Below are 20,691 nucleotides of genomic sequence, written 5' to 3' on the forward strand. Positions count from 1 at the left end.
ACCTGCACCAATAATTCCGCCGGATGAGTTTTTTACGACTGTATAAAACATTCACTAATCCTCAGCTTGGGACAAATAAATAGCTCAGCGACAGTCCGATCGGATACCAGGTGCCAGAGGTAGAGGCAGGCTGGTAGACGCACGAAATCGTATTTTCCCCTGCCACGGCCGAAATTGTGAGCGCATGCGACATCGAAAGCGGCGTCGAGTCAGAATCTATAGGGCTGGATGCGCCATTATAGAAAACTTCCAGTGCAGCCATATATGGCTGTGTGTCGCCTGGCGGAGCGCCGACATTCACACCGGCCTGAACTATGTACGTCCCCGGAACCGGCGCATTGTGCTCCAGCGTGATCGAACGCTGGGCGGTGCTGGCTGCGTAGTATACTTTGCTGCTCGCAGACTGGAACTGATTGGAAAACGCCACGTTCCCGAACTCGGTCGAGTCCACAACACTAACAACGCGACTTCCATTGTAGCCAAAATAGATGTCATGGCCGCCCTGCAAATCCCCTGCGCCGGACGCCCTTACGTAACGGAGATCAGCGTCTGATGTGGCGGTATAGTTTGCAAATAGGCTCTGCCATGCTGCTCCGGTCGCTCCTGGCACCGTTGTATTCGCGTCGGCAGTGGAAACCCAGAACGTGCCCGCAACCGTGCCGGAGACAATAGCCCCCTGCGGATATCCGCCGATGGCCGCAGCGAATGTCGCGTCATACGGGCCGAGATAGCCCGCCTGCAAGACCTGAACTGCACGAGAGAGGCGGTTGAGAAAGCCGTTCATGTCCTGCCCGCGCGGTGGCACGCCACCTGCGGCGCGGGCAATAAAGGTCTCGGGCGGGAAGCCGAGCGCAATGGAGGCCGTGCCATCGCCCGCCGTGGCCTGCGTGGCCGGAACGGTGGCGATATCGGACGAAGATGCGGATGCGCCGATCAGCGCGTCAAATTTGCCTAGATCGTCAGATTGTTTCATCAGCTTGCGCTCTTGATTGAGTAGGACACACCGACGCCCGCTGGCCGGGGCAGCACGCCGCTGTTCTGGATGATGCTGATCTGCACATCCGTTGGCACAAAGTCGAAAACATAGGTCATGGTCATGCCGCCGTTGTCCTGCACCCACACATCGCCCTGCCCGGCAAACAGGGTCATGGCGATAAGGTTGAGCGCCAGGATCGAACAGTCGGTGATGTTCGCCAGCGCTTTCGCGTAGATAAGCTGGCGGTACCCTTCATCCGACAGGGCAAAGTTTGTTGTCGCGTTGACGCCTGAATACCAGGGCGCGGTGTTGAACCCTTCTTCCGTCAGGTCGTTGGCCTCGGCAAAGCCCAGATAGGTTTCGGAACTGATCGTCAGCACGCGTGAGACGCCGACGATCCGGCCCCATACGTCCAGCCCATAGCCCTGCGCCGTCTGCACGTTCCACACCAGCGCGTACCATTGATCGATCAGCGCAGTCGGGTCCAGCGCCTGGTTCTGGCCGTCAATAATCGTGCACAGGCTGGGGCTGTTCGCATATTGCGACAGAATTGTCTGTTCGATGTTCAGCATCAGGACAACACGACGCTGATATTCGCCGCCTCAATGGTGGGGATCTGGTCGATGTTCAGGCCCGCGGTAAAGCTCGTGGGGCTGGCCGCCGTCCCGATTGTGACCTCGATGATTTGCGCCCATGACCCGATAGCCGCGATGGCCGCGTAATACGAGCTTGCGAACATCGTCCCGCCGATTGTCGCGTTAGTGTCGGTTGCGAAGGCCGCCACAATGGCCGCCTGCACGCTGGCGATAGCGGTAGATGGCACATTGGTCCCGTTCTTGAGCGTGACCGTGAAATAGATCGGCGTGTCCGTCGCCCTGGTGAAAGTCACCGTGTAGCTGGGTGGCGTGCTGTAGGCGCTGTTGGGGTCGGTCACGGTTACGCTTGTGGTGCCCGTGTAGCCGCAGCCGGGCGGCTTCTTGCTCAGGATGGCAAGGGCCACGTCCTCGTCCGTGCCGCCGTTGACGCACACATACAGGCTGTGCGCCGCAAGGCTGACGCCGCCCACTGTTTCCGCGTTGGCGGTGCTGTTGTCGGCCACGTAGGCCGCCGTTACCCCGTCCACTGACTTGACCACGCCCGCCAGCGCATTGAGCGTGCCTACTGCGTTGCTGGCCACAGAGGCCTCGCGCCGGGTTTCGAACGCAATGCGCCCTTCCTCCGCCGTGCCGGTCACACCCGCCGCCGGGTTGGTTACGGCCGTCAGCCCCGATACGGCCTGGTAGACGGCAACGCTCTGGGCCGGGCATTCAATCGCGCCCGTGGTCGTGCAGGAGAACGTGCCCGTGCCGGTCCCGACCGCGCTGATGGTGATTGCCCCGTCTGCCGCGTAATAGTTGCCGCTGCCGTCCTGTATGAGCGTGCCTTCCGGCACCACCGTTCCCGCGGCGCCCGTGCAGACCACCGTCACCACCGTAGCGGTCGCCCCCTTGCGGGACATGAAATAGATGTTGCCTATGGCGTCCTGCATGCGCCCGGACGCGCGCGCCGGGTCCACCCCGTTCAGGATCGCCAGAAACTGGTCGTAAGCATCCCCCAGCGCCGCCGTGAAAGACATGGCAAGCTGGCCCTGTGGCGTGGACAGATCCGTGTTCAGCACATTACCGAACGCAGCGTTCAGGTCCGCCAGAGCGCCGGTCAGGATGTCACTTTCCGCCGGGGCAGCAAAGCCCGCACTGGTGAACGACGGGGCCGGAACGGACGTGGTGCCTGTGCTGTTAGAACCCGACACTTTGCGTTGTCCCGTCTGTTGTGGTGAACAAAATGGCCCCGCCCAGCCTGCGGTCTGTGCCCAGGGCGGTAATGACGCAGCGCGCGGTTGCGACGCCGGGCACGGTCAGGGCTGTGGCTTCGGCCTGCGCCCGGAAGATGGAAATGGACTGCGCCCGGCCAAGGATATGCTGCCGGTAGGGCAGGCCCTTGCCGGTATCGTACCAGCATTCGCCCAGAAACACGCGGATAGCCGAGGCGATGTCCTGTGCGATGGAATACGGATCGGACGCCACAGCGATATTGCCGCCAGAGTCCAGAACCAGGTCCCATGTGGTTCGGTCCAGAAGCAGCGTTTGCATGGGGAGCGGCCAATAAAAAAGCCGCCCCGGTTGAGGGCGGCTGTTCACAGAATGGGCGATTGTGGGGGAACTATGACACAAACTGCGCCCGCGTACAAGGGCAATGTGGCCAAGCATTCACGCACGAATTTCCAAGGATAGGGAAAACATACCCTAAAAGGGTACCGGGCTGCAAGGGGTCGGTTATCTGCGCTCCAGCGCGCGGCGCAGTTCCTCGTTGACGCGGGTTTGCCAGCCCGGCCCGGTAGCGCGCCAAGCCGCAAGCACGTCTTCGTCCAAGCGCATAGACACCAGCATTTTGGTCGGCGCTTTCTGCGGCCCACGCACCCGGCGCGCGCTGGCCAGAACTGGCAGAGCCGACTGCGCTGGTTGTGCTGCCCGAAAGTCCGCCTCGGTCAGTTCTGGGTTATCGGGATCAGATGCAATGCCCTGGTTGATCCGGGCGTCCTCATCCTCTGTCGGCATGAAAAAGTCAGGTTTGCGCGGCATAGAAAGCCCTCTCACGCGTTCCGTAGCGCCTCATTAATGCGCGTTTGCCACCCAGGCCCTTTTGATCGGAATTTTTCAAGCACGTCCGGGTCAAGCCGAAGCGAAACCGATACTTTCCTGCCGGGGTCGCGTGGGCGGCCAACGGGCCGCTGAATGATGCCTTCCTTTGTTCTGGCTGCCAAAGCCGGATGAGAATCCACGAAACGGCGCGCGTGGGAGAGTTGTTCATCCGTGGCCTCGGGTGCGTCCGGGTCCAAGGCGATCATTTCCTGAACCTGGGCTTCTGTGACGCCCCTAAGAGATTTCAGCTTCTTCATAACGCTTCCGCTCCTTCCGGCTCGCGGGCCGCATGGAAATGATTGATATCGCCTCAGTGCCAAGCTCGATGAACACAACAGCTATCGTCCCGTCCAGAAATGGGCCGATAGCCATCAGGCGATCATTCTTGGCTGGCACCACGATTGAAGACAGGAAGAACGAGGCGGTCAGGTCAGCGAAATCCAAACCACGCTCATTCAGCGTTTTCAGGCGTTTCGGCTCGTCCCATGTGATTACCAGCATGGTTTTTGTATATACGGAAATGGGGTGAGGAGCAAGGGTATCGCTGCGGTGTTGAGGGCATTTGCCCTCAACTTGACGCGCTCGGCGTGGGTCGGCTTGCTCATGGCGTCATCGTATGCAGATTTTTGGATCAGGCCTCCACTTTGGCCTTCTTCCCCTTCACGCCCATAGCTTCTACGCGCGCTCTAAAAACACTCAACAGGTGAGCATCTATGGCGGCAAGATCATCGCCGGAGACTTCACCGCCGAAATCCTCCCCAAAATCGAAGGCGTATTTGCTACCTTTATCCTCGTGAAAATCAAAAAGGCGTCCAGCGCGTTCTTTTTTATAAAAGACAACGAATTTACCTTTGTAGTCTTTGTATTCAATCTCATCAATTGCATTGAATAAATCGTCTGTATCAGAGAGAAAAGATAGACGTCTTTTTGTGTATTCGTATACGTACATCTCCAATTCAGATACAGCAACCACGTCGACAGGCTTTGACTCGGGTTCTAGTTTGGAAATTTCTGGGACTGTTATATTTTTTTCCGCTTCTTTGTCTTTTACAGGCAAATCTAACCTTTGAAGAATTCTAAGGTTTATGAATTCGCCAAATGCATTTTTAGTAAGATCAGTATACTCAGCCATCGCCTTCGCGCGAGTATGCTTCAACCCGATATTCTGGAGAAGAAGTCGAACAAACGCTTCACTCGGATCAGCGGCAAGGATTTCAATTTGTTGCACCAAATTTTGGAAAACGAGCTTTCGTTTCGCCTCTGCGCCAATGTTTTCTGGATCAAAATTAGATTTCTGAAGGCTTTTCAAGCCATCAACAATAGAGTCTTCAATTTTACCCTTGGCTATTTCCCGCAAATCAAATGACAGAAAGGCGGTCGGGTCCATTATATTGGGCTCGTCTGAGTCCGCATAGAACTCATAAACAAGGCCATCAGTAATTACGCCCATTTTAACGGTCTGGGCCGCGTTGAAATAAGATTTTAGCTGCCCTCTATCATCTTTTAAAGCCGCACCCAAAGCTTTGCATTCAATTGCAATAACAGGATGCCTATCTTTCAATACGGCATAATCAACTCTATTTTTATATTTATCTGAAAAATCGGCATGATGTTCTGGGCATACCTCATCTGGGTTCATGGTGTCGTAGCCCAAGAACTGGAGAAACGGCAAAACCAAGAACATCTTGGTGGCTTCTTCGTTACTGCATCTTGGGGCTAATCCGACCATACGCTCAGAAAACGTCTTAAATTTTTGTCTAAAGTCATCCGACATACGATTCGCTCCATAAATTTTTTAAAACTTACGGGTTCCCCGCATTTTGCGGAATATTTTTTATAAATTTTAGTTATGCAATTTTTGTTGAGAAAGGACGCCGTTGTTAGCCAGGAGGGTCGGGAAGATGTTATTTTTTCAAACCTTCCGCCCAATAGCATCCAGATTAGACCTCCTGAATGAAGGGCAATTTATTCTTCTGACTTCCAGCTATTTAGAATAGATTGCATCTCTTCCCTTAAAGGATCGAGATTATTTTTAATCTCCTGCTGTATATACTGATGAATATCGGTCACCCCGGACGTATCAATTTTTTGCGCCGCCTCAATGCACGAAAGTATTTCTGCATTGATAGACCGATTATTGGATTTCGCATTTTTCTCCACCCACTCTTTGAGATGGCGAGGTATGCGGAGCCGAAAATGCGCTTCATCAGACATGACGCGAACATGACGCATTTTGCGCTTGACCTCAATAACGCAATTTGGCACACAATTGCGGCATGGCGCATTGTGCGTCATATTGGGGAGGAAGTATGCAGGTTCGAGAATACGCTCAGTTCCGGGTGAGAATGCACCCAGATCTCCTAAGCAAGCTGAGGAATGATGCTACTGCTGGGTATCGTAGTTTAAACTCTGAAATCGTGATGATTTTGGAACAGCATTTTGCCGACAAAGAAAAGGCACCGGGGAACGACGCCAATCAGACCCCCGGTGCCTCTCAGAAATGACCATAGGAAGTCACAACATGATGACGAATACCATAACCGAAGCCGCTTATTCAACGCCCACCATGTCCAGCCGCGAAATTGCGGAACTGACGGGGAAGCGCCACGACCACGTTGTTCGTGACATTGAAAAGATGCTTACGGATGTTGGAGAGGGTCTCCCCAAGTTTGGGGACACCTACATCAACGAGCAGAATGGCCAAGAATACCGCTGCTACAATCTCCCCAAGAACTTGACCCTAAACCTCGTGACGGGTTACCGGGCGGACATGCGGTTGAAGATCATCGATCGCTGGCTTGAACTGGAAGCCCGCCCGCAGCCCAAGCACGAAATTCCGCAGACGCTGCATGAGGCCCTGCGGCTGGCGGCTGATACGGAAGAGAAGCGGATCGCTGCCGAGGCCAAGGTCGTTGCTTTGACGCCCAAGGCCGAAGCGCTGGACCGCATCAGCGTGGCCGATGGATCATACGGGCTGTATGAGGCGGCGAAGATCCTGCAAATCGGCCCCAAGAAGTTCGTGCAATGGATGGCGTCGAACGGATGGGTCTATAAGCGGACGGGCAGCAAGACCTGGCTGGCCCGGCAGGAGAAGATTAACGCCGGGTATCTCTGGCATAAGGTCCGCGCCTACACGGACAGCAACGGCGAGGAAAAGACGCGCGACGATGTGCGCGTGCTGCCTAAGGGCCTGACCAAGCTCGCGCAGGTGATCCCCGGCGCCGCCATTGACCCATATCTGGCCCCGGAGGACGTGCCCCCTTTTCCCCCGGCGCCAGCGCGGACCCGGTAACTGCGCTGGCGTTAGTGCACGCCGAACCGGACCTGTCGTCTGAGGACCGGGGCCTTGTTCGGAACATGCGGAAGTTTCTGGCTGTCGGGGGCGCACTGCTCCCGGCTGACCGGCAAGCGCTTGTGGAACATATCGCCGGGTATGCGCCACAGAACCCGCGCTTGCGGAGCATCTGGGAGCGGTTCCGGGAGCAGCATGGGTTTCCGCCCATGGGCGGTGGCGTGTTTGCCGATCTCTCTCAAAATCTGGAACGCCACGCATTGGCGCAACTCTTCGGGCCATCCAAAGACATAGCCTTCAACGAACAGTGGAGCCGGGCACGCGCGGCGGTTCCGATCTGGGCTGAGAAGCTGGATCTAGAACTGCGCCAGTTGTGGCTGGCCCGTATGGACGGGGACACCGACACGCCCATGAGCGGGGAGGTGGCCCATGCCTTGGCAAGCCTGCTGCGGGCGTTCGGCTGGCCGGAGAAGCCCAAAGCACCGCGCGCGATTGCTTGAGGGGCCTGGGGAGCGGCCACGCGCCGTTCCCCATTTGTGTACCTTGGGGGACTCGATGCCGCGCTGGCAGGGTGCCTTTAAGGGAGACACTCTTGACCGCCATTACAGACTGGTTGACCGTGGTTTTTACGGCCACTTCTGCCGCCACGCCTTTCTTGCTTTACCGGCTACGGGCAAGCGCTAATTTGCCCCTTATTGAAGCCGAGGCCGTGCGCGTGAGGAAGTACGAGACAAAGAATGCAGTGAAAGTAATACTTAAATTTTCAAATAAAATAAATGAAACGCTTTCTGTAACAGATATTAGATGCAGAAAAATAAGCAAATTTCTAATTACTCCCGTGCTTTATAGAGAAGATAAATCCGGACGTATTGAAGATACTCTTTCTTCCGATTGGTTTGTGAGTTTTGATTTCCCACATAAAATCAGCAAATCCGAACATATAAGTGGTCCTTTACGGGGAGAGGCGCGGAGAATTGAATTTTATGTATCGCCAGTTTCGCCAATCTCAACGGGGATTAAAATATCTCTACGCATTTCCTCAAGCGCTCGAACGCTCAAGAGAAGGCGCTTGGTGATACCAATTAAAATCACAGATGAGGCGGCCAACGCTCCTGCCTGAACCGCAACTAGAACGCTGAGTGTTGTATTTGACATAATACGCTTCCTTTCGCGCCACCCTACCCCTGCGGCCCTCCCGTAGACGCGCTCCCCGTCTGCACCCCGGAGTGGGTGTGGCTCTCCAAGCTGATGCTCCCTGCCTTCACGTCGCCTGTCGCGGTGACGGGGCCCTGCACGTTAACCGCGCAGTTGATATCGCACTCGGCCGCGTCGATTATGAACTTGCCCGCTGTGTGGACATGCACGTCTTCACCCACCCAGCCGATATACTCGGACGGCGCCGCGTTCAGCAGGCCACCGATATAGACCGCATCGGCGTAATCGTGCTGGCGGAATGAGCCTGGTGCCGCAGCGGCGCGGTTGGCCTTGACATTGGAGATGTCCCGCCCACTGATGATAATATAGCCAATATCCCCCACAGCCGGGTCGCAGATGATGGCCCGCGTGCCGCCCTGCAGGCGGATATAGGGCACGTTGTGGATGATGCCTCGCGGGGTCGTGCGCCCTGCCCCGTCCTGCTGGTGGACAAGGGGCTGCACATCAACAAAGCCGACCGGGTTCAGGCCGACGCCTTCCACGGACAGCACCTGAACCGGCAGGTTCGCCCCCATGGTTGAAATAACGCTCCTTATGGCGGCATTTAAGGCATTCAGGTTGCTGCCTGAATCCGTTGGGAGCTTCGTCCCGACTAATTTAGTTGGCATAGGTCACCATTCCTGCAAATTCTGGCCGGGCCGCAGTCAGCGTTGTCACCCATGGGCCATCCGGCACTTCGGATTGCAGATCGTGCTGCAAGCGCTGCACCACCCAAAGGCCATTGGATGGCGGGTAGATCGTGCCCCCTGTGGCAGACCGCAACTGACCGTATTTGTTGACCCAGGCAGCCGGAGAATATGCGCTGTTGAGCTTGAGCGTGCTGCGGAACCCGATAGCTGGATTGAACAGCGTCTGCACATCAACCCCGTACTGGCTGTAGGCCGGGTATCCGATCATGCCGGTTGCGGCAGATACATCAATGGCCCCGCTTGCGTCCGCTGTAAAGTCGGATGGCCAGATGAACAGGGTGTTCATGCCGATCATGTAGACTGTGCGGGTTGCTGCGGCGCATAGGCCGATCTGCTCTGTCGCTGTGCCGTTATAGGTGACGCCGCCAGCAAGTATGGCCGTCACGCCATTGTTGTTGAAAGCCAGCCCCGCCTTTTTGGCTATGGTCTCCATGACTGTCGCAACTGTCACTGCCCCCTTGAAGGATGTGGGGGCAATGGGCACGGCGGCCGGAATGGATGTAGACAGTGCGCGCACTTCAAACGCCACGTCTGGCGCTCCGGAGTAATCCACAAAGCCCTCGATAATGCCGCCGGAGAAAACGACCGGCCGCTCTGTCTGGGCTGCGCCAGCATAAACGCTGACCGTGTTCATGCTCTGCATGATAACACCAGCCTGAACCGTGGACAGGCGGTTCATCAGATCCAGACCCATGCCCTCGATACGCAGATTGCACATGATGCCGCTTTCCTGTCCGGCACTGAGGATCTGGCAACTTACGCGGTGCCCCCGCAAGGTCTCCTGTGTTGCGCCGCCAAAACCATCCTGCGCGATGCCGAACACCACATCGATGCGCTTTTTTGTGAAGCTACTCGACATTTTGTCCCTCGACATAAACAAGCACGAAACGACTGCCCAGCCCCGAGTAAACAGGGTCATCCGTGCCTTGCGTGTCCTGAAACGCCAGGTCTCCGGGCATTCCGAAATAGGCTTTCCGCACAATCCATGTCCGGTCCTGGCATATGACCCCGGCCATAATCAGCGTGCCGTCCAGCGTGATGTTCATGTACAGGCCGGTGCTACGCTGCTGGATATCCAGTTGCACGGAATGCCCGGACAGCGGCACCTTGATTGCCTGATACGCCACGGCGTTAATCGGGATGATGGACGCCATCAGAAATACCCCGCCGGAGTAACAGGGCTCAACTCACCGCTTTCGATCGCCTGCGATTGCACATTGCCACCGTTCTGCTGGGCCTGCCCCTGAGGTTGGGCTGTGTCCACGCTGGTGGTCAGGTTACTTGGCGTCAAACGCACCTCCTGCAACAGCACGTCCGCCCACAGCAGAGTCACGCCGCGCCGGGCTTCGCGCCGCAGGTGGTATCCCACCACGTTGACGTTGGCATATGTCGCCTCTGGCGTGGTCACATGGTAAAGGTTCAGATCGGCAACAACGCCATCTAGCGCCGCCAGAAAGCTTGTGCGGCCCTGCTGGCCGGAACTGGTGGCATTGCTGTCAAAAGCGGAAATCAGCGTATCGATAACGTCTGAATTGCCCAGGCTGGTCGAACTGCCATCGCACAGCATTTCAACCATGTATTGGCCCGGAATGCGCACCTTGTTGTAGGACGCGAACGACCCGTTTTCGAGCGGGGCGTCAGATATCCGGTACTGGCTCTGCACGTCCAGCGCGCGCACCCGACCCGAGGTCAGGACTGGGCTGTTGCTGGCGTCGAAAATCCCCCACTGCTGGGCTGCTTGCGACACGAGATAATCGTCAAGCAGGGAGCCCAGGACGGTGGAAGCTGAGGCAGAAGCCCCGGCCCCGATAGACTGACCAAGTAGCGCGGGGACGCCCACGGCAACCGGAATGTCCCAGACAGACGGGAGAGAAACAAGTGATAGCGGCATAGCGCCAGACTCTCATGTTTGGGGATAGGGTACAAGTGAGAATGCGGATGGGAAGTATGCGCGCGCCGTTTAAAAGCAACCCGTCAATCTCTAAACGTAACCAACAAATACAAAGCTGTCGCAACGACGCGACATGCTACGCAAGTCAAGAATCTTTTGTGTAAATAATTAGAAGATTCGCCTAGGTACCGTTTCCGCGTACTGCTATTAGGGAATCAGACAAACGAAAGGGGCGGCCCGGCAAGGCCACCCCCTTCAATTCCGTAGCGACTGAACCGCCCCGGAAATGTTGCTACCATAATAGCTATGGCTCCATGCCATCGCAAGGCAATATGCGTCAAGGCGGTTTGTGTTTAAAGAATTTTTACAGCCATATCCGAAAAATACGTCGATTATCCGCCAGAAATGACGGTGATATCTTTCCGAATTGGATGGGCAAAACGCATTATGGTGGAGAAGCTATGAATACATTTATTTATAACACACAAACTGGGAAAACATCAGCAAAGATCAACGTCCAGGTCACTGCCGATTATGAGTGCGAATGCGGCAATAAATTGGAAATTTCTCTTGAATGGCCAGAAGATCTTATCGTGAGAGGGCAAATCACAGTAAACAACGCCAGATGTCCTATGTGTCACTCTCCCGTGGTTCTGCCTCGTGCAGAATATTATTCTGAGGGCCACAGGCTTTTTTCTCGCGCCATAGAGTAACGCGGCCTTCTACGACTGCATCGCCATCAATTAAAACGTTACCATTGTCATAAGTAACGGCACAACAATGCATAATTTGCATAATATCGCCCTCCATTCGCTCCCCTTTTGTGCCCATTTAACGCACGCTGCACAAGCGGTTTTTACGCACACCCTCACGCCAGCCCTCGGGCGACCTGCCACGCCATTACCCTGGGATCGTTGAAAGCGCTCTTAACCGCCTGACGAACGACATGCGGATCGCCACCCGGCGCATGCACAGTGATGTTGGTGGTGTTGTTTGTAGTGTTGGTAGTTGCGTTGTTGACGGGGGCAGAAGCCTGCGCCTGATCTACAGATCGCTGCATGTCTTCCATGTATTTGCCAAGGCTATCGTTCTGCGCGGGCACCTGTTTGGTGGCGGGAGCGCTTAGAATAGCCTGTGCGATTGTTTGGGGGGCCGTGGCCGACGACTGAGACGCCGCAGCATCTGCTCCGATTGTTCCCGCCGGGGCATTCTGGGTATTGAGATAGTCCGCCAGTTCTCCGCGCGCCCACGCTTCGGTTGCTTGCCCTGCCGGACGAATGCCATACATCGAAAGAACGGCTGCGGCTGTTTTCGCATCATTTGCATTACGAAAATAATTCCCCGCCGTCTTCTCCGTATTGTTCAATTCCCAATTTAAAAAACCGATCTGCTCCTTCATGGCCTGGTCACGGTCCGTCACGGATTCCATGGAATGGCCGTAGACCTTGCGATAATTTTCCCGACGATCGGAGTGCCATTGGAATAGCCCGTATGCATCCTCACCATTTTTCGGCTTGGCGAATGGATCAAGTTTGCTTTCCCGTATCGCGTTGGCCATCGCCGCCATGGCATGTGTCTGATCCATGCCGCTCGCCTTGAACATGTCGGCAGCCTTAGCCCGCGCTTCGGGGCTTGTGTCGCTGTCAGAAGACGCAATGGCCTGCTGCCCATATGACCGGCCAAGGCCAGCCTTGGAAAGAAAATTGTCGAGCGCCCCAAACCCCGGAATATGCTCATCAACAAACGTCTCGAACCGATCCCCGATCCCTGATTTTTTGTAGGCTTCGAGTGCGGCAAGAACGATGCCCACTTTCCCGAAAGCCGCCGCAAGAGCCAGGGCATTTTTAATGGCATTCAAGGCCGTCTTTCCTGCCCACAGAGTAAGAAAAACCTCCGCTATCTTCGCCCAGCCGCCAAAATTATTTGCCGTGTAATCGACCGCGCTCCCGATCTTCTCGATATCGGAGCCAATACGCTTCCAATCCAGCGAGCGCAGCCAAGTGATAGCATCCGAAATATCGCGGCCGACCTGCTTCCAGTCCATTTTTTTGAGGGATGCGGAGAGATTATCAACACCGGTCTTAATGCCCGCCAGCCAGCTTTCTCTGTTTTGATCAACGAAATTGTTGATCATCGTGAAAAGCTCATGCACCTCCGGGGAAAGGTCAGTCATGATAGACCGTCCGAACGCCTCGGATTTGGCTGTCAGAAGCGTCCAGTCCTCAAGAAGTTGGGCAGATGCTTTGACGTCTTCCGGGTTGGGAGCATACTGCTGAAGCGCCTTGTGAACCTGCTTTAATTTGTCTGGCCCCTGCTCCAACATATTGATGAAGCCCTGAGAAGCAAAGCTCCCAGCCAACGCCGAAAATAACTGCGGCCCAAGGATTTGGGATGCGCGCGCCATAGCCGGGATCAGCTTGTTCATGTTCTCCAACTGCCCGTTGGCACCCACTAACTGCACACCCATCTGCCCGAACACGCGCCCGAGGTTCTGCCGCCCCTCCACCGTCTGGAACTGCGACACCAGCGACTGCATAGACCCGGACACATCGTCCGCCGTGCCGCCGAAGGACTGTGCGACCTTTTGCCACGCCCCCAGGGACTGCACGGATACGCCCAGATTGCGCGACATATTGCCGAGGGCGACGTTGCTGGTTGTGGTATCGGCAATGAACGCCTTGAGCGTCTTACCCGCCGTCAGCACAGCCATGAAGGCCAGGGCCTCACGCCGCAGCTTGGTGAATGCCTCGGTGGCATTGTCCACGCCCCGGCTCACTCCGTCGCCCATCTTCTGGGCACCCTGCGTTACCTTGCCGAAAGCGTTGTTCGCCTGCTTCTGCCCCTGCTGAACCCCCTTGGGATCAAGGCCGAGGGTCACGATCAGGGCGTCGATTACTGTGGCCATGCAGGGGTCTTTCGGAAAGTGTGATTTCGCCGGACTCCGGCGCGGCTGTCAGGGTGGGGCTGAAGGAGATGATGCATGCAGACAGAATGCCCAAAGTGCGGAGCCACGATCAGAATACACCCGTCTGGAGTAAAGTTTGGCGTGGCAACGGATGACTTGCCAAAATGCCCGCATTACGAACCCGGGCGCATGCTCACCTGCCAGGAGGCCGCAACAGCGGCAACCTATTTCATCCAGAAGGTCAGGAGCGGCAATTCCGGGTGATCGGCAAGGCAGGCATCCAGTTCTGCCTGAGTATGGAACCGCCACCCCACAATCTGAAAGTTCGCCCGTTCATCAAGCTGGTAACAGATGGTGGAATCGGGCGCCACATATTGCTCGGCCCACTTGGGCATGCGGAGATGGTCGGGTGCTACCGTATCAAACGGGTGAAACGGAAAGTCACGCGCCCAACTCCCCATGATATTGCGCTCTAGATCTTCGCTCATGCTTCACCCATTGAACTGCTTGATCATCGCCATTTCCAGCAGGTCTTCGAAGTCCTCGCTGTCATAGGCCGTCTGGAGGTCGTGCAGGGTCGCCAACCCCTGCGTGATGACTAGGGCGTGGCGTTCGCTGACGTTTGCGTATCGGGCGACAGGCCGGTGCTTTCCGCCCCCAGCATCAGGGACAGAAGGGAGAACAACTGGCTGACGCCCTTGAAAAAATCCACGTGCAGGGCAAAGGCTTCCTTTTGCAACCAGCCCACGGTGGGAATTTCCTCGATATCGCTGTCATGCAGGGCACGCCGCAGGGCCGGGTTGGCGGGATCGGGCTGCACGCTGATACAGCGCATCAGCTCATCGATCAGCGCATCCATGCGGGCCGGGTCCATCACGCCGAAGATGTTGAGCCCGGCCGCTGCAACGCCCGCCAGCCCGGCCCCCGCCATCACGCCGGGGATATCGGCCCCCGATGCAATGGCCGCCTGGAGGCAATGCCGCCCCCATTTGTCGGCCTCGATGGCGGACATGCGCGTAATGACGAACCGCTTGCCCTTGTCGGCCCCATCCTGCGGGACCGTGACTGTTACTTCCTTGATCGCCATCAGATACCTGCCGGGTAAGTCGCCTGCCAGCGGACGGAGAAAGTTCGGGCCTCAAGCACGCGGGCCGCACTCGGGGTCGGGGCCATAGCGCGCAGCAGGCCGTTGACCATGGTGTATTTGCGCCCGGTGGCTTTGAGCGTGATTTCAGCCCCCAAACGGTAGAGTGTGCGCGCCGTCTGCTGCGCGGCCATGATGGCCTCGAACACCACCACGCTGTCACTGCTGGCGGCAAGGGAAATGGTCTGATCCACCGGGTTCGGCACCCAGCCTGCGTTCAGGTAGCCGTCGATCGACATTTCCGTCTCGGCCATTTCAAGCTCGGACGTTTCCCATGCCCGGTCGGCCGCGAAGTTCTGGAGCGTGACCGGAGCATTATACAGACCGGGCACTGTAATAGTGAAAATGGCGTTGGCCGCCGTGATATCGAGCGCCATGGTTACTGCACCTCAATGCTGTTCAGTTCGATGGACTGCACGCTCTGCCCATCGGCGTACCAAAGGCGCGCGGGCGGGGTGGTGCGGGACACCCGGTAGGACGCCGCAGCGGTCGAGACATTGGGCTGGAAATACCAGCCACGCGTGCCGACCGTATCCGCCGCCGTGGTTACGCTGGACGCATTGTTGATCTGCTGCTTCTGTTCCGTGGTCAGGGCCACGCCGGGCTGGATCGCGCCAAAGGCCAGCGCCTGCGTAATGGTGTCCTGCACGGCGGCAGAGACCAGCGTATCGCCCTCGGTGTTGTAAGGAATCTGCCCGGTGTTCAGCAGCAGGTTGATAAGATCGTCCGCCAGGTTGGCATTCAGCCAGATCTGGTTGATGTAGCTGTCTGCCCACAGGAACTTGCCCGACACGCTGCCCGGCCGCATGAACTGGAAGGAACTGCCCCCGTTGGCATACGCGCCATAGAAGTTGTAGCCATTGGCCAGCAGGATCGCCGCCACGCTCCCGCTTGAGACAGGCGGCGTAATCAGCCCTGTAGCGTCCTGGATCATGGCCAGCGTCTGGCGCCCGGCCGTGGTATCGAACGAAAGCGAAGCCATCCAGCCCAGACACAGAGCCGCAGTCAGCGCGTCATTGTAAACCGCCGTGACGCCACTAAGGCTCTGATTGGTCAGCCACACGCCAAAGGCTGTGGTGCTGTTCTGCGTCGTGGCCTGCGTGTCCGTATCCCAGATCACGCCCCAGACTTTGTTGCTCTGCGCGCCCACCCACTGCGCCAGCGCCTGCTTGTCGGCAAGGGACGGTTCGTAGGCCGGAGCAAAGCCATTCCACGCGCCACTGGCCGCCAGAAGCGTGTCCATCTGCCCGCCAATGTCTGCCCCGGCCGCAGGCATGATCGTAACCGTGGGGGCAGTCGTATAGCCCGTGCCGCCTTCCGTGATGGTGATGCCCGTCACCGCGCCACCGGAGACCGTCGCGGTTGCCGTCGCCCCCGTGCCGCCCCCGCCCGAGAGCGTGACGGTCGGAGCGGTCGCATAGCCCGTGCCGCCCGCGCTCACCGTAATGGCCGAGACCTCACCGTCAGCAATCGCGGCCGTGGCCTCAGCGCCCGACGCGGACGCACCCATGCCGCCGAAATACAGGGTGGCTGGCGTCATGATCGCGTTGCTGTAGCCCGCGAAATAGACCGATGCCATCTGGTATTCGACAGACGTGTCGCCAAACGCGGTGCCAACATCGGCGGACGCCGTGAAGGCCTTTACCGTCCCGGCCGGAACCGCCGTGGCGTTCTGGGTCAGGATCAGGCCGGTCAGGTTATTGAGACCCCCGGCAGCGGCAAGAACGCCGGGCGTGACCTGAACGATTGTGGAAATGGGAATGCCTGTCACGGCTTATTCTCCTGGTGGATAGGTTGTGTCGACCTCTAGGGTCTGAACCGGAAGGGAGGTCGCGAAATCCTGCGACACGCTGACGCTGAGATTGACCTGCATGGACAGATCCACGGTCCACAGGTCCTCGTACTGCTTCTCGCCGTTGATGAACCCGAGTTGGCGTGTGTCGGATGTGGTCAATGGGGTCAGCGGGATGCCGAGCCCGTCGAAGAAATCAACCGCCTGCATGTCCCGCCATAGGGCCGTGACGGTCTGCATCTGGTTGCTGGACGCCGGGCCGAACAGGCCGATCTGCATGGTGATCTGAACAGGCTCGGTCACGTCGCGCGTGGCAGTCCCGTAGGACCAGCCATTGGTAGCAATCCGCTCACGCCCGATGATCGTCATGGTCGCGAATGGATCGGTCGGCGGAGCCTGCCGGTTCTGCTGGCCCTGAATGACCCGCATGCCCGCGGGGAGGATCGCCAGGAGCCAGGACCGGACTGCCGTATAAATCTCGCTTTCGGTCGGGCTGACTACGAAGGGGGCTGCGTCTGCCGTGTCACCAGAACTTTCGACCATTCTCCGCCCCAATCTTCAAGCTGTTGGGTCACAAGCCAGTCGGACCCGTAAAATGTCAGGATGTCGCCGCCGATCTGGAGCGGCCGGTTGAGCGCGTTCACGGCACCCCGGACGTAGACCGCGCGCATGTCGGCCTGCTGGCTGATGTTTTCGACCTGCTGCAAGTCCTGGCTGCTCAGCGCCTGCACCTCGATCTGCACGGTAGCTGTGGAATAGGTCGGGTTGGGCGAGCCGTCCGGATTTTCGGTGCTGCCGGTGCTGAACCGGATCGTGGCCGTGATATGCGGATTGACCGGCGCGCAGATGTTCCCGGCCGCGCCGAAGATATCAAGACTCATCCGGGCCGCCCTTTACTTCGGACGCTACCGAATCGAGCATGTTGCCGCTCCACACCAGCGGCTTCCCGGCGGGGGCCGTTGCGCCTTTTTTCAGGTCTTTGATTGCCTGAAGGAAATCTTCTGTCGTGTAGCCGCCCATTGGAAACCTGTCCTTGAGCAAATTGGTCAGGGGGGCATTTGCTGGCTCACCCGTGGCAGTAATTTCCTTTTGCATCTGACCGACCATTTTCTCTCCAGCCATCGCCAAAGCCGCGTTTGTCTGGTAGCCGGTCGCCTTCAAGGATGCTTCAAGTAGCTTCCCCCAGCCATCTTTGTTATGCGCGACGGTGTTGCGCATGAATGGGCGGGGCGGAGCGGTCTTTGTGCCAAATTCGTTCCACGCAGCGATTTGCGCTGTCGGAATGTCGCCCTCCGCGCTCCCTTCCAGAAACCCGACGCGCACATGCGCGCCCTCTCCGACCTTCTGCTGCAACTGCTTTAGGGCGTTCTGGAGGCCCACGCCCCCGACTGACTTGATCTTTACGGCCATATGCGGGGCCTTTGCTGAAAGCCGGGCACGTATCGCGCCTGGCGCAGAAACCGGGTAGCTGCCCAGAAGGATGCGCCCGCCTGGGTCTGGTTGAACCAGGCTGCGCGTTCCTGCTGGCTACCGAAATCGGTGGAGACAGACACGCTCCCCCGACTGGCGGATGACACGCGCCCGATCACGCCGCCCACGCCACCTTGATCGGATGGCAGGTCCAGCATGGCCAGATGTGCCACCAGCATGTTTAGCAACAGCGCGCGCTTTGTCAGGGCGCGCACCGGGCTGCATGACGTGTTCGACAGATAGAGCGTGGCCTGATCGAAATACGACTGCGCAAGCGTCTGGTTCACATTCGCCGCCAGCGCGGGATAGCGGGCCGACCACGCCGCGTAATCGAACGTGACGACGCCGCTCGTGGTCGTGCAGGACATCAGTCGTCGTCCTTGCTCGCGGGGGTAACGCCCTGGAGTGCGTCAGGGTCGAGCCCCTCAAGGCCGGTGCGCTCCTGCCCGCGTTCGGCCAGCATGGACACCGCGTCGGACTCCTTCGCCGCCGCGAAAATCAGGCCGCTCTTGAGGGGCGCATAGTTGGCATTCTGTTCCTTCCATGCGCTCCAGAACGCAGCATCCACCTCGGTGCGTCCGCCCATGCCGAGCATCTGGTTGCTCTTGGGGTGGAAGCGCGGGTCACGCCGAGCGCCGCGCAGACGCACAGTGGCCTTGGGGACGGGAGGCCCCATGATGGGCATGGCGGAAAGAGCGCGGGCCTTGAGATCATCCTGCTCATACAGGTCCAGCACAAGGCCGGACGGCATGCGGCAGATGACCGTGACGGTATCGCCGCCGCGGCCGGAGTTGGGTGAAAGTGCCATGTATCAGATCCCCGCCATGGTTACGCAGGCCTGCGGGTAGAACCAGATGGTTCCCCACGAGCCCTGAGACTTCTTCTGCCGGAAGTTGGTCGAATACCGTTCGACGGCATGCGCACGCAGCTTCTCGGTGAATGCGGTCGTCACGCTCTGCTGGCCCTCGACCGCGTTGACGAACAACTGCATCAGCGTGACGCTGCTGTTGCCTCCGCTCAGGTTCGTACCTGCCTCGGGCAGCGTCTCGATCTTCAGGCCCGGCAGATTTTTCTTGAGCAGATCGGCCAGAGAGACCTGGAACTGGTTGGTATAAAGCAGGCACTGCTGACGCTCGGTCGGGATGACCAGCGTCATGGGGGTTTCAAGGGTCAGGTTGCCGCCCATCTGCGTGGTCAGAACCCCAAACGCCTTGAGGATGTCACCGTAAACCTGAACCGGGTCAGCCACGTCCAGCCAGCTATTCCCCGCAGCCGCACTGCCCGAAGGACCGACCTTCGCCACGGGTGCGATAGCCGGATGAAGCTGCGGGTCATTCAGCGCGCCATACAGTTCCAGCCCGCTCAGCCCGAACAGGTTGATGAGGTTGGCGTTCTTGTTCAGCACGGAAATGCTGGCCATGTTCTTCTGGTTCACCCAGTCGATCTTGGCCGCGCCCATGCGCTCCACCTCGCGCTCGCCCCACTTCGTCCAGGTCTGGAAATGGAAGGACTGGCGCTGCACCCAATTGGCGTTCGGGTCCGTGGTACCGGCCTGGCTGTAGTCGTCATAGGCCACGGCATAGCCGGACAGTTCCACAACGGGGAACTGCGCGGTATCGGTTACCCAATCGCCCTTCTTGGCGCTGCCGTAAATGTCTTCCGACTTCGTGGGCGTAATCAGCGCCTTGATGATGGTCGGATCGGTGTAGGTGGTGAACAGCGCGGGAATGCCGCTGTTGGGGGCCGTCACCGGCATATTGGGTGGCAGGGCGTCTGCGGCCATTTCCGAGAAATAGCCACGCACACCAGGAAGGTGGATGCCCCAATCCCGCGCGAGGATTGCGGCGTCCCTCTTGAAAATCGCATTCATGCGTGTGGTTCCTTACGCGGCCGCGACAGGGCCTGTGATGATGATGGGAGAGCCTGCGGCATTGCCCTGACTGACCTTCCAGCCCGTATCAATGCTGCCCTCGGGCGCGCTGCCCGCGGTCCCAGTGCTGATCGTGCCATCCGTGGTGGACGCATAGACCGCCTGCCCGATGGTGGCTGGGGTGCTGGAGGTCGCGAACACATCGCCACCCTCGGCAAGCTGCGCCATGAACCCCTCGGGGATCAGCATGGTGGCTTCCTGGAGATACTGCGTTGTCAGGCCCTGCTGGTCGGCATAGACAAAACCCTGGGGCGCGCCGTTGGGCACGGTCTGGGCCGTGATGGTCACGGTCGGAGCTTCCGTGTAGCCGGTGCCCGCGTTGACCACGTTGATGGCCGTCACTTCACCGCCGCTGACGACGGCCACGGCCGTCGCGCCCGAACCACCGCCACCGGACAGGGTGACAATGGGCGCAACGGTATATCCCGTGCCGCCTTCCGAAACGGCAATGGCGGAAATGGCCCCATCGGTAACGGTAGCCGTGCCCGTGGCGCCTGAGCCCGCGGCCGCAGTCGGCGCGGCATTGAGCAGCATTACGCCATCAGCCTGCACCCAGGCAAAGCGGGCGATATTCAGGCCGCCCAGCCCGGCCCGAAAGCCGTTGGGGCCAGGGATGACAATGCGGCGCGGGTTCTCACTGGCCCACCGGCCGGGGAAGCCAGCGGCCCAATTGTAATTGACGGTATTGGGGAAAGGCATTGCGTGGTTC

General features: G+C 58.3%; 30 protein-coding genes. 5 read left to right on the plus strand and 25 right to left on the minus strand.

Annotated features, from left to right (window positions below; genetic code table 11):
- Window positions 1–61: 61 nt before the first annotated feature.
- The 9 genes from J2D77_RS09210 to J2D77_RS09250 all read right to left on the minus strand — a co-directional run bounded on the left by J2D77_RS09210 (window position 62) and on the right by J2D77_RS09250 (window position 5,868).
- The gene (locus tag J2D77_RS09210) at window positions 62–973 is read right to left on the minus strand and encodes a hypothetical protein (RefSeq protein ID WP_207846000.1); all 912 of its coding nucleotides are present in this window, start codon (window positions 971–973) and stop codon (window positions 62–64) included.
- A complete protein-coding gene (locus J2D77_RS09215) occupies window positions 973–1,548 on the minus strand; it encodes a DUF2612 domain-containing protein (RefSeq protein WP_207846001.1) in 576 nt (191 codons plus the stop codon). The genes J2D77_RS09210 and J2D77_RS09215 overlap by 1 nt, the downstream gene beginning before the upstream one ends.
- Window positions 1,548–2,765 carry a baseplate J/gp47 family protein gene (locus J2D77_RS09220; RefSeq protein ID WP_207846002.1) on the minus strand — a complete coding sequence of 406 codons (1,218 nt, stop codon included), beginning with the start codon at window positions 2,763–2,765 and terminating at the stop codon, window positions 1,548–1,550. The genes J2D77_RS09215 and J2D77_RS09220 overlap by 1 nt, the downstream gene beginning before the upstream one ends.
- Entirely contained in the window at window positions 2,752–3,105 is a 354-nt protein-coding gene (locus J2D77_RS09225; RefSeq protein ID WP_207846003.1) for a hypothetical protein, read from the minus strand. Before J2D77_RS09225 ends, J2D77_RS09220 begins: the two co-directional genes overlap by 14 nt.
- 183 nt (window positions 3,106–3,288) lie before the next feature.
- Window positions 3,289–3,570 carry a BrnA antitoxin family protein gene (locus J2D77_RS09230; protein WP_207846004.1) on the minus strand — a complete coding sequence of 94 codons (282 nt, stop codon included), beginning with the start codon at window positions 3,568–3,570 and terminating at the stop codon, window positions 3,289–3,291.
- A 35-nt stretch (window positions 3,571–3,605) separates the two neighbouring features.
- Complete coding sequence (locus tag J2D77_RS09235; protein WP_230975688.1) at window positions 3,606–3,911, minus strand: BrnA antitoxin family protein; 306 nt, start codon at window positions 3,909–3,911, stop codon at window positions 3,606–3,608.
- Window positions 3,889–4,155, minus strand: a complete 267-nt coding sequence (locus J2D77_RS09240; protein ID WP_230975689.1) for a BrnT family toxin — start codon at window positions 4,153–4,155, stop codon at window positions 3,889–3,891. Before J2D77_RS09240 ends, J2D77_RS09235 begins: the two co-directional genes overlap by 23 nt.
- A 130-nt stretch (window positions 4,156–4,285) precedes the next feature.
- Window positions 4,286–5,428, minus strand: coding sequence for a type I restriction endonuclease (locus tag J2D77_RS09245; RefSeq protein WP_207846005.1), 1,143 nt, complete (start codon window positions 5,426–5,428; stop codon window positions 4,286–4,288).
- 191 nt (window positions 5,429–5,619) lie between these two features.
- Window positions 5,620–5,868 (minus strand): Arc family DNA-binding protein, encoded by a 249-nt coding sequence (locus tag J2D77_RS09250; protein WP_207846006.1) that lies wholly within the window; start codon window positions 5,866–5,868, stop codon window positions 5,620–5,622.
- Window positions 5,869–5,963: 95 nt separating this feature from the next.
- On the opposite strand from J2D77_RS09250, the gene J2D77_RS17615 reads away from it, so the two are divergent.
- The 4 genes from J2D77_RS17615 (at window position 5,964) to J2D77_RS09270 (ending at window position 8,066) form a co-directional block, all read left to right on the plus strand.
- Window positions 5,964–6,158 (plus strand): Arc family DNA-binding protein, encoded by a 195-nt coding sequence (locus J2D77_RS17615; protein WP_207846007.1) that lies wholly within the window; start codon window positions 5,964–5,966, stop codon window positions 6,156–6,158.
- A 17-nt stretch (window positions 6,159–6,175) separates the two neighbouring features.
- Entirely contained in the window at window positions 6,176–6,946 is a 771-nt protein-coding gene (locus tag J2D77_RS09260; RefSeq protein WP_207846008.1) for a Rha family transcriptional regulator, read from the plus strand.
- 122 nt (window positions 6,947–7,068) lie between these two features.
- A complete protein-coding gene (locus J2D77_RS09265) occupies window positions 7,069–7,446 on the plus strand; it encodes a hypothetical protein (protein WP_207846009.1) in 378 nt (125 codons plus the stop codon).
- Between the two features lie 92 nt (window positions 7,447–7,538).
- Window positions 7,539–8,066, plus strand: a complete 528-nt coding sequence (locus J2D77_RS09270; RefSeq protein ID WP_207846010.1) for a hypothetical protein — start codon at window positions 7,539–7,541, stop codon at window positions 8,064–8,066.
- 58 nt (window positions 8,067–8,124) lie between these two features.
- Here the strand turns inward: J2D77_RS09270 and J2D77_RS09275 are convergent, their stop codons facing one another.
- From J2D77_RS09275 to J2D77_RS09290, 4 genes are all read right to left on the minus strand, one after another.
- Complete coding sequence (locus J2D77_RS09275) at window positions 8,125–8,676, minus strand: Gp138 family membrane-puncturing spike protein (protein WP_230975690.1); 552 nt, start codon at window positions 8,674–8,676, stop codon at window positions 8,125–8,127.
- 82 nt (window positions 8,677–8,758) lie between these two features.
- Window positions 8,759–9,709 (minus strand): baseplate hub protein, encoded by a 951-nt coding sequence (locus tag J2D77_RS09280; RefSeq protein ID WP_207846012.1) that lies wholly within the window; start codon window positions 9,707–9,709, stop codon window positions 8,759–8,761.
- The gene (locus tag J2D77_RS09285) at window positions 9,699–10,004 is read right to left on the minus strand and encodes a phage baseplate plug family protein (RefSeq protein WP_207846013.1); all 306 of its coding nucleotides are present in this window, start codon (window positions 10,002–10,004) and stop codon (window positions 9,699–9,701) included. Before J2D77_RS09285 ends, J2D77_RS09280 begins: the two co-directional genes overlap by 11 nt.
- Complete coding sequence (locus J2D77_RS09290) at window positions 10,004–10,741, minus strand: hypothetical protein (RefSeq protein ID WP_207846014.1); 738 nt, start codon at window positions 10,739–10,741, stop codon at window positions 10,004–10,006. The genes J2D77_RS09285 and J2D77_RS09290 overlap by 1 nt, the downstream gene beginning before the upstream one ends.
- A gap of 314 nt (window positions 10,742–11,055) precedes the next feature.
- On the opposite strand from J2D77_RS09290, the gene J2D77_RS09295 reads away from it, so the two are divergent.
- Entirely contained in the window at window positions 11,056–11,454 is a 399-nt protein-coding gene (locus J2D77_RS09295) for a hypothetical protein (protein ID WP_207846015.1), read from the plus strand.
- Between the two features lie 155 nt (window positions 11,455–11,609).
- Here the strand turns inward: J2D77_RS09295 and J2D77_RS09300 are convergent, their stop codons facing one another.
- The 12 genes from J2D77_RS09300 to J2D77_RS09355 form a co-directional block, all read right to left on the minus strand.
- Complete coding sequence (locus J2D77_RS09300; RefSeq protein ID WP_207846016.1) at window positions 11,610–13,646, minus strand: phage tail tip lysozyme; 2,037 nt, start codon at window positions 13,644–13,646, stop codon at window positions 11,610–11,612.
- A gap of 224 nt (window positions 13,647–13,870) precedes the next feature.
- On the minus strand, window positions 13,871–14,134 hold the full coding sequence (locus J2D77_RS09305) for a hypothetical protein (RefSeq protein WP_207846017.1): 264 nt from the start codon (window positions 14,132–14,134) through the stop codon (window positions 13,871–13,873).
- 110 nt (window positions 14,135–14,244) lie between these two features.
- Entirely contained in the window at window positions 14,245–14,733 is a 489-nt protein-coding gene (locus J2D77_RS09310) for a hypothetical protein (RefSeq protein ID WP_207846018.1), read from the minus strand.
- Complete coding sequence (locus J2D77_RS09315) at window positions 14,733–15,167, minus strand: phage tail fiber protein (RefSeq protein WP_207846019.1); 435 nt, start codon at window positions 15,165–15,167, stop codon at window positions 14,733–14,735. Before J2D77_RS09315 ends, J2D77_RS09310 begins: the two co-directional genes overlap by 1 nt.
- 2 nt (window positions 15,168–15,169) lie before the next feature.
- Window positions 15,170–16,561, minus strand: a complete 1,392-nt coding sequence (locus J2D77_RS09320) for a DUF3383 family protein (protein WP_207846020.1) — start codon at window positions 16,559–16,561, stop codon at window positions 15,170–15,172.
- 3 nt (window positions 16,562–16,564) lie between these two features.
- Window positions 16,565–17,125 carry a phage neck terminator protein gene (locus J2D77_RS09325; RefSeq protein WP_207846021.1) on the minus strand — a complete coding sequence of 187 codons (561 nt, stop codon included), beginning with the start codon at window positions 17,123–17,125 and terminating at the stop codon, window positions 16,565–16,567.
- Window positions 17,080–17,463 carry a hypothetical protein gene (locus tag J2D77_RS09330; RefSeq protein ID WP_207846022.1) on the minus strand — a complete coding sequence of 128 codons (384 nt, stop codon included), beginning with the start codon at window positions 17,461–17,463 and terminating at the stop codon, window positions 17,080–17,082. The genes J2D77_RS09325 and J2D77_RS09330 overlap by 46 nt, the downstream gene beginning before the upstream one ends.
- On the minus strand, window positions 17,453–17,992 hold the full coding sequence (locus J2D77_RS09335; protein ID WP_207846023.1) for an HK97-gp10 family putative phage morphogenesis protein: 540 nt from the start codon (window positions 17,990–17,992) through the stop codon (window positions 17,453–17,455). Before J2D77_RS09335 ends, J2D77_RS09330 begins: the two co-directional genes overlap by 11 nt.
- The gene (locus J2D77_RS09340) at window positions 17,983–18,420 is read right to left on the minus strand and encodes a DUF4054 domain-containing protein (protein ID WP_207846024.1); all 438 of its coding nucleotides are present in this window, start codon (window positions 18,418–18,420) and stop codon (window positions 17,983–17,985) included. Before J2D77_RS09340 ends, J2D77_RS09335 begins: the two co-directional genes overlap by 10 nt.
- Window positions 18,420–18,860, minus strand: coding sequence for a hypothetical protein (locus J2D77_RS09345; protein WP_207846025.1), 441 nt, complete (start codon window positions 18,858–18,860; stop codon window positions 18,420–18,422). Before J2D77_RS09345 ends, J2D77_RS09340 begins: the two co-directional genes overlap by 1 nt.
- A gap of 3 nt (window positions 18,861–18,863) precedes the next feature.
- Window positions 18,864–19,922 (minus strand): hypothetical protein, encoded by a 1,059-nt coding sequence (locus tag J2D77_RS09350; RefSeq protein WP_207846026.1) that lies wholly within the window; start codon window positions 19,920–19,922, stop codon window positions 18,864–18,866.
- A gap of 12 nt (window positions 19,923–19,934) precedes the next feature.
- Window positions 19,935–20,681 (minus strand): structural cement protein Gp24, encoded by a 747-nt coding sequence (locus J2D77_RS09355; RefSeq protein WP_207846027.1) that lies wholly within the window; start codon window positions 20,679–20,681, stop codon window positions 19,935–19,937.
- Window positions 20,682–20,691: the final 10 nt, after the last annotated feature.

The organism is Acetobacter garciniae, from assembly GCF_017377735.1.
In the GTDB taxonomy this organism is placed as follows: Bacteria; Pseudomonadota; Alphaproteobacteria; order Acetobacterales; family Acetobacteraceae; genus Acetobacter; species Acetobacter garciniae.

What these genes read in the sequence shown, in the direction of transcription:
- J2D77_RS09325 (WP_207846021.1), bottom strand. Translation starts at nt 17,125, where the DNA reads ATGGTCGAAAGTTCTGGTGACACGGCAGACGCAGCCCCCTTCGTAGTC.
- J2D77_RS09340 (WP_207846024.1), bottom strand. Translation starts at nt 18,420, where the DNA reads ATGTCCTGCACGACCACGAGCGGCGTCGTCACGTTCGATTACGCGGCG.
- J2D77_RS09355 (WP_207846027.1), bottom strand. Translation starts at nt 20,681, where the DNA reads ATGCCTTTCCCCAATACCGTCAATTACAATTGGGCCGCTGGCTTCCCC.
- J2D77_RS09315 (WP_207846019.1), bottom strand. Translation starts at nt 15,167, where the DNA reads ATGGCGCTCGATATCACGGCGGCCAACGCCATTTTCACTATTACAGTG.
- J2D77_RS09350 (WP_207846026.1), bottom strand. Translation starts at nt 19,922, where the DNA reads ATGAATGCGATTTTCAAGAGGGACGCCGCAATCCTCGCGCGGGATTGG.
- J2D77_RS09330 (WP_207846022.1), bottom strand. Translation starts at nt 17,463, where the DNA reads ATGAGTCTTGATATCTTCGGCGCGGCCGGGAACATCTGCGCGCCGGTC.
- J2D77_RS09335 (WP_207846023.1), bottom strand. Translation starts at nt 17,992, where the DNA reads ATGGCCGTAAAGATCAAGTCAGTCGGGGGCGTGGGCCTCCAGAACGCC.
- J2D77_RS09260 (WP_207846008.1), top strand. Translation starts at nt 6,176, where the DNA reads ATGATGACGAATACCATAACCGAAGCCGCTTATTCAACGCCCACCATG.
- J2D77_RS09310 (WP_207846018.1), bottom strand. Translation starts at nt 14,733, where the DNA reads ATGGCGATCAAGGAAGTAACAGTCACGGTCCCGCAGGATGGGGCCGAC.
- J2D77_RS09280 (WP_207846012.1), bottom strand. Translation starts at nt 9,709, where the DNA reads ATGTCGAGTAGCTTCACAAAAAAGCGCATCGATGTGGTGTTCGGCATC.
- J2D77_RS09235 (WP_230975688.1), bottom strand. Translation starts at nt 3,911, where the DNA reads ATGAAGAAGCTGAAATCTCTTAGGGGCGTCACAGAAGCCCAGGTTCAG.
- J2D77_RS09245 (WP_207846005.1), bottom strand. Translation starts at nt 5,428, where the DNA reads ATGTCGGATGACTTTAGACAAAAATTTAAGACGTTTTCTGAGCGTATG.
- J2D77_RS09275 (WP_230975690.1), bottom strand. Translation starts at nt 8,676, where the DNA reads ATGGGGGCGAACCTGCCGGTTCAGGTGCTGTCCGTGGAAGGCGTCGGC.
- J2D77_RS09345 (WP_207846025.1), bottom strand. Translation starts at nt 18,860, where the DNA reads ATGGCACTTTCACCCAACTCCGGCCGCGGCGGCGATACCGTCACGGTC.
- J2D77_RS09240 (WP_230975689.1), bottom strand. Translation starts at nt 4,155, where the DNA reads ATGCTGGTAATCACATGGGACGAGCCGAAACGCCTGAAAACGCTGAAT.
- J2D77_RS09225 (WP_207846003.1), bottom strand. Translation starts at nt 3,105, where the DNA reads ATGCAAACGCTGCTTCTGGACCGAACCACATGGGACCTGGTTCTGGAC.
- J2D77_RS09290 (WP_207846014.1), bottom strand. Translation starts at nt 10,741, where the DNA reads ATGCCGCTATCACTTGTTTCTCTCCCGTCTGTCTGGGACATTCCGGTT.
- J2D77_RS09210 (WP_207846000.1), bottom strand. Translation starts at nt 973, where the DNA reads ATGAAACAATCTGACGATCTAGGCAAATTTGACGCGCTGATCGGCGCA.
- J2D77_RS09305 (WP_207846017.1), bottom strand. Translation starts at nt 14,134, where the DNA reads ATGAGCGAAGATCTAGAGCGCAATATCATGGGGAGTTGGGCGCGTGAC.
- J2D77_RS17615 (WP_207846007.1), top strand. Translation starts at nt 5,964, where the DNA reads ATGCAGGTTCGAGAATACGCTCAGTTCCGGGTGAGAATGCACCCAGAT.
- J2D77_RS09300 (WP_207846016.1), bottom strand. Translation starts at nt 13,646, where the DNA reads ATGGCCACAGTAATCGACGCCCTGATCGTGACCCTCGGCCTTGATCCC.
- J2D77_RS09230 (WP_207846004.1), bottom strand. Translation starts at nt 3,570, where the DNA reads ATGCCGACAGAGGATGAGGACGCCCGGATCAACCAGGGCATTGCATCT.
- J2D77_RS09215 (WP_207846001.1), bottom strand. Translation starts at nt 1,548, where the DNA reads ATGCTGAACATCGAACAGACAATTCTGTCGCAATATGCGAACAGCCCC.
- J2D77_RS09285 (WP_207846013.1), bottom strand. Translation starts at nt 10,004, where the DNA reads ATGGCGTCCATCATCCCGATTAACGCCGTGGCGTATCAGGCAATCAAG.
- J2D77_RS09250 (WP_207846006.1), bottom strand. Translation starts at nt 5,868, where the DNA reads ATGTCTGATGAAGCGCATTTTCGGCTCCGCATACCTCGCCATCTCAAA.
- J2D77_RS09295 (WP_207846015.1), top strand. Translation starts at nt 11,056, where the DNA reads ATGCCATCGCAAGGCAATATGCGTCAAGGCGGTTTGTGTTTAAAGAAT.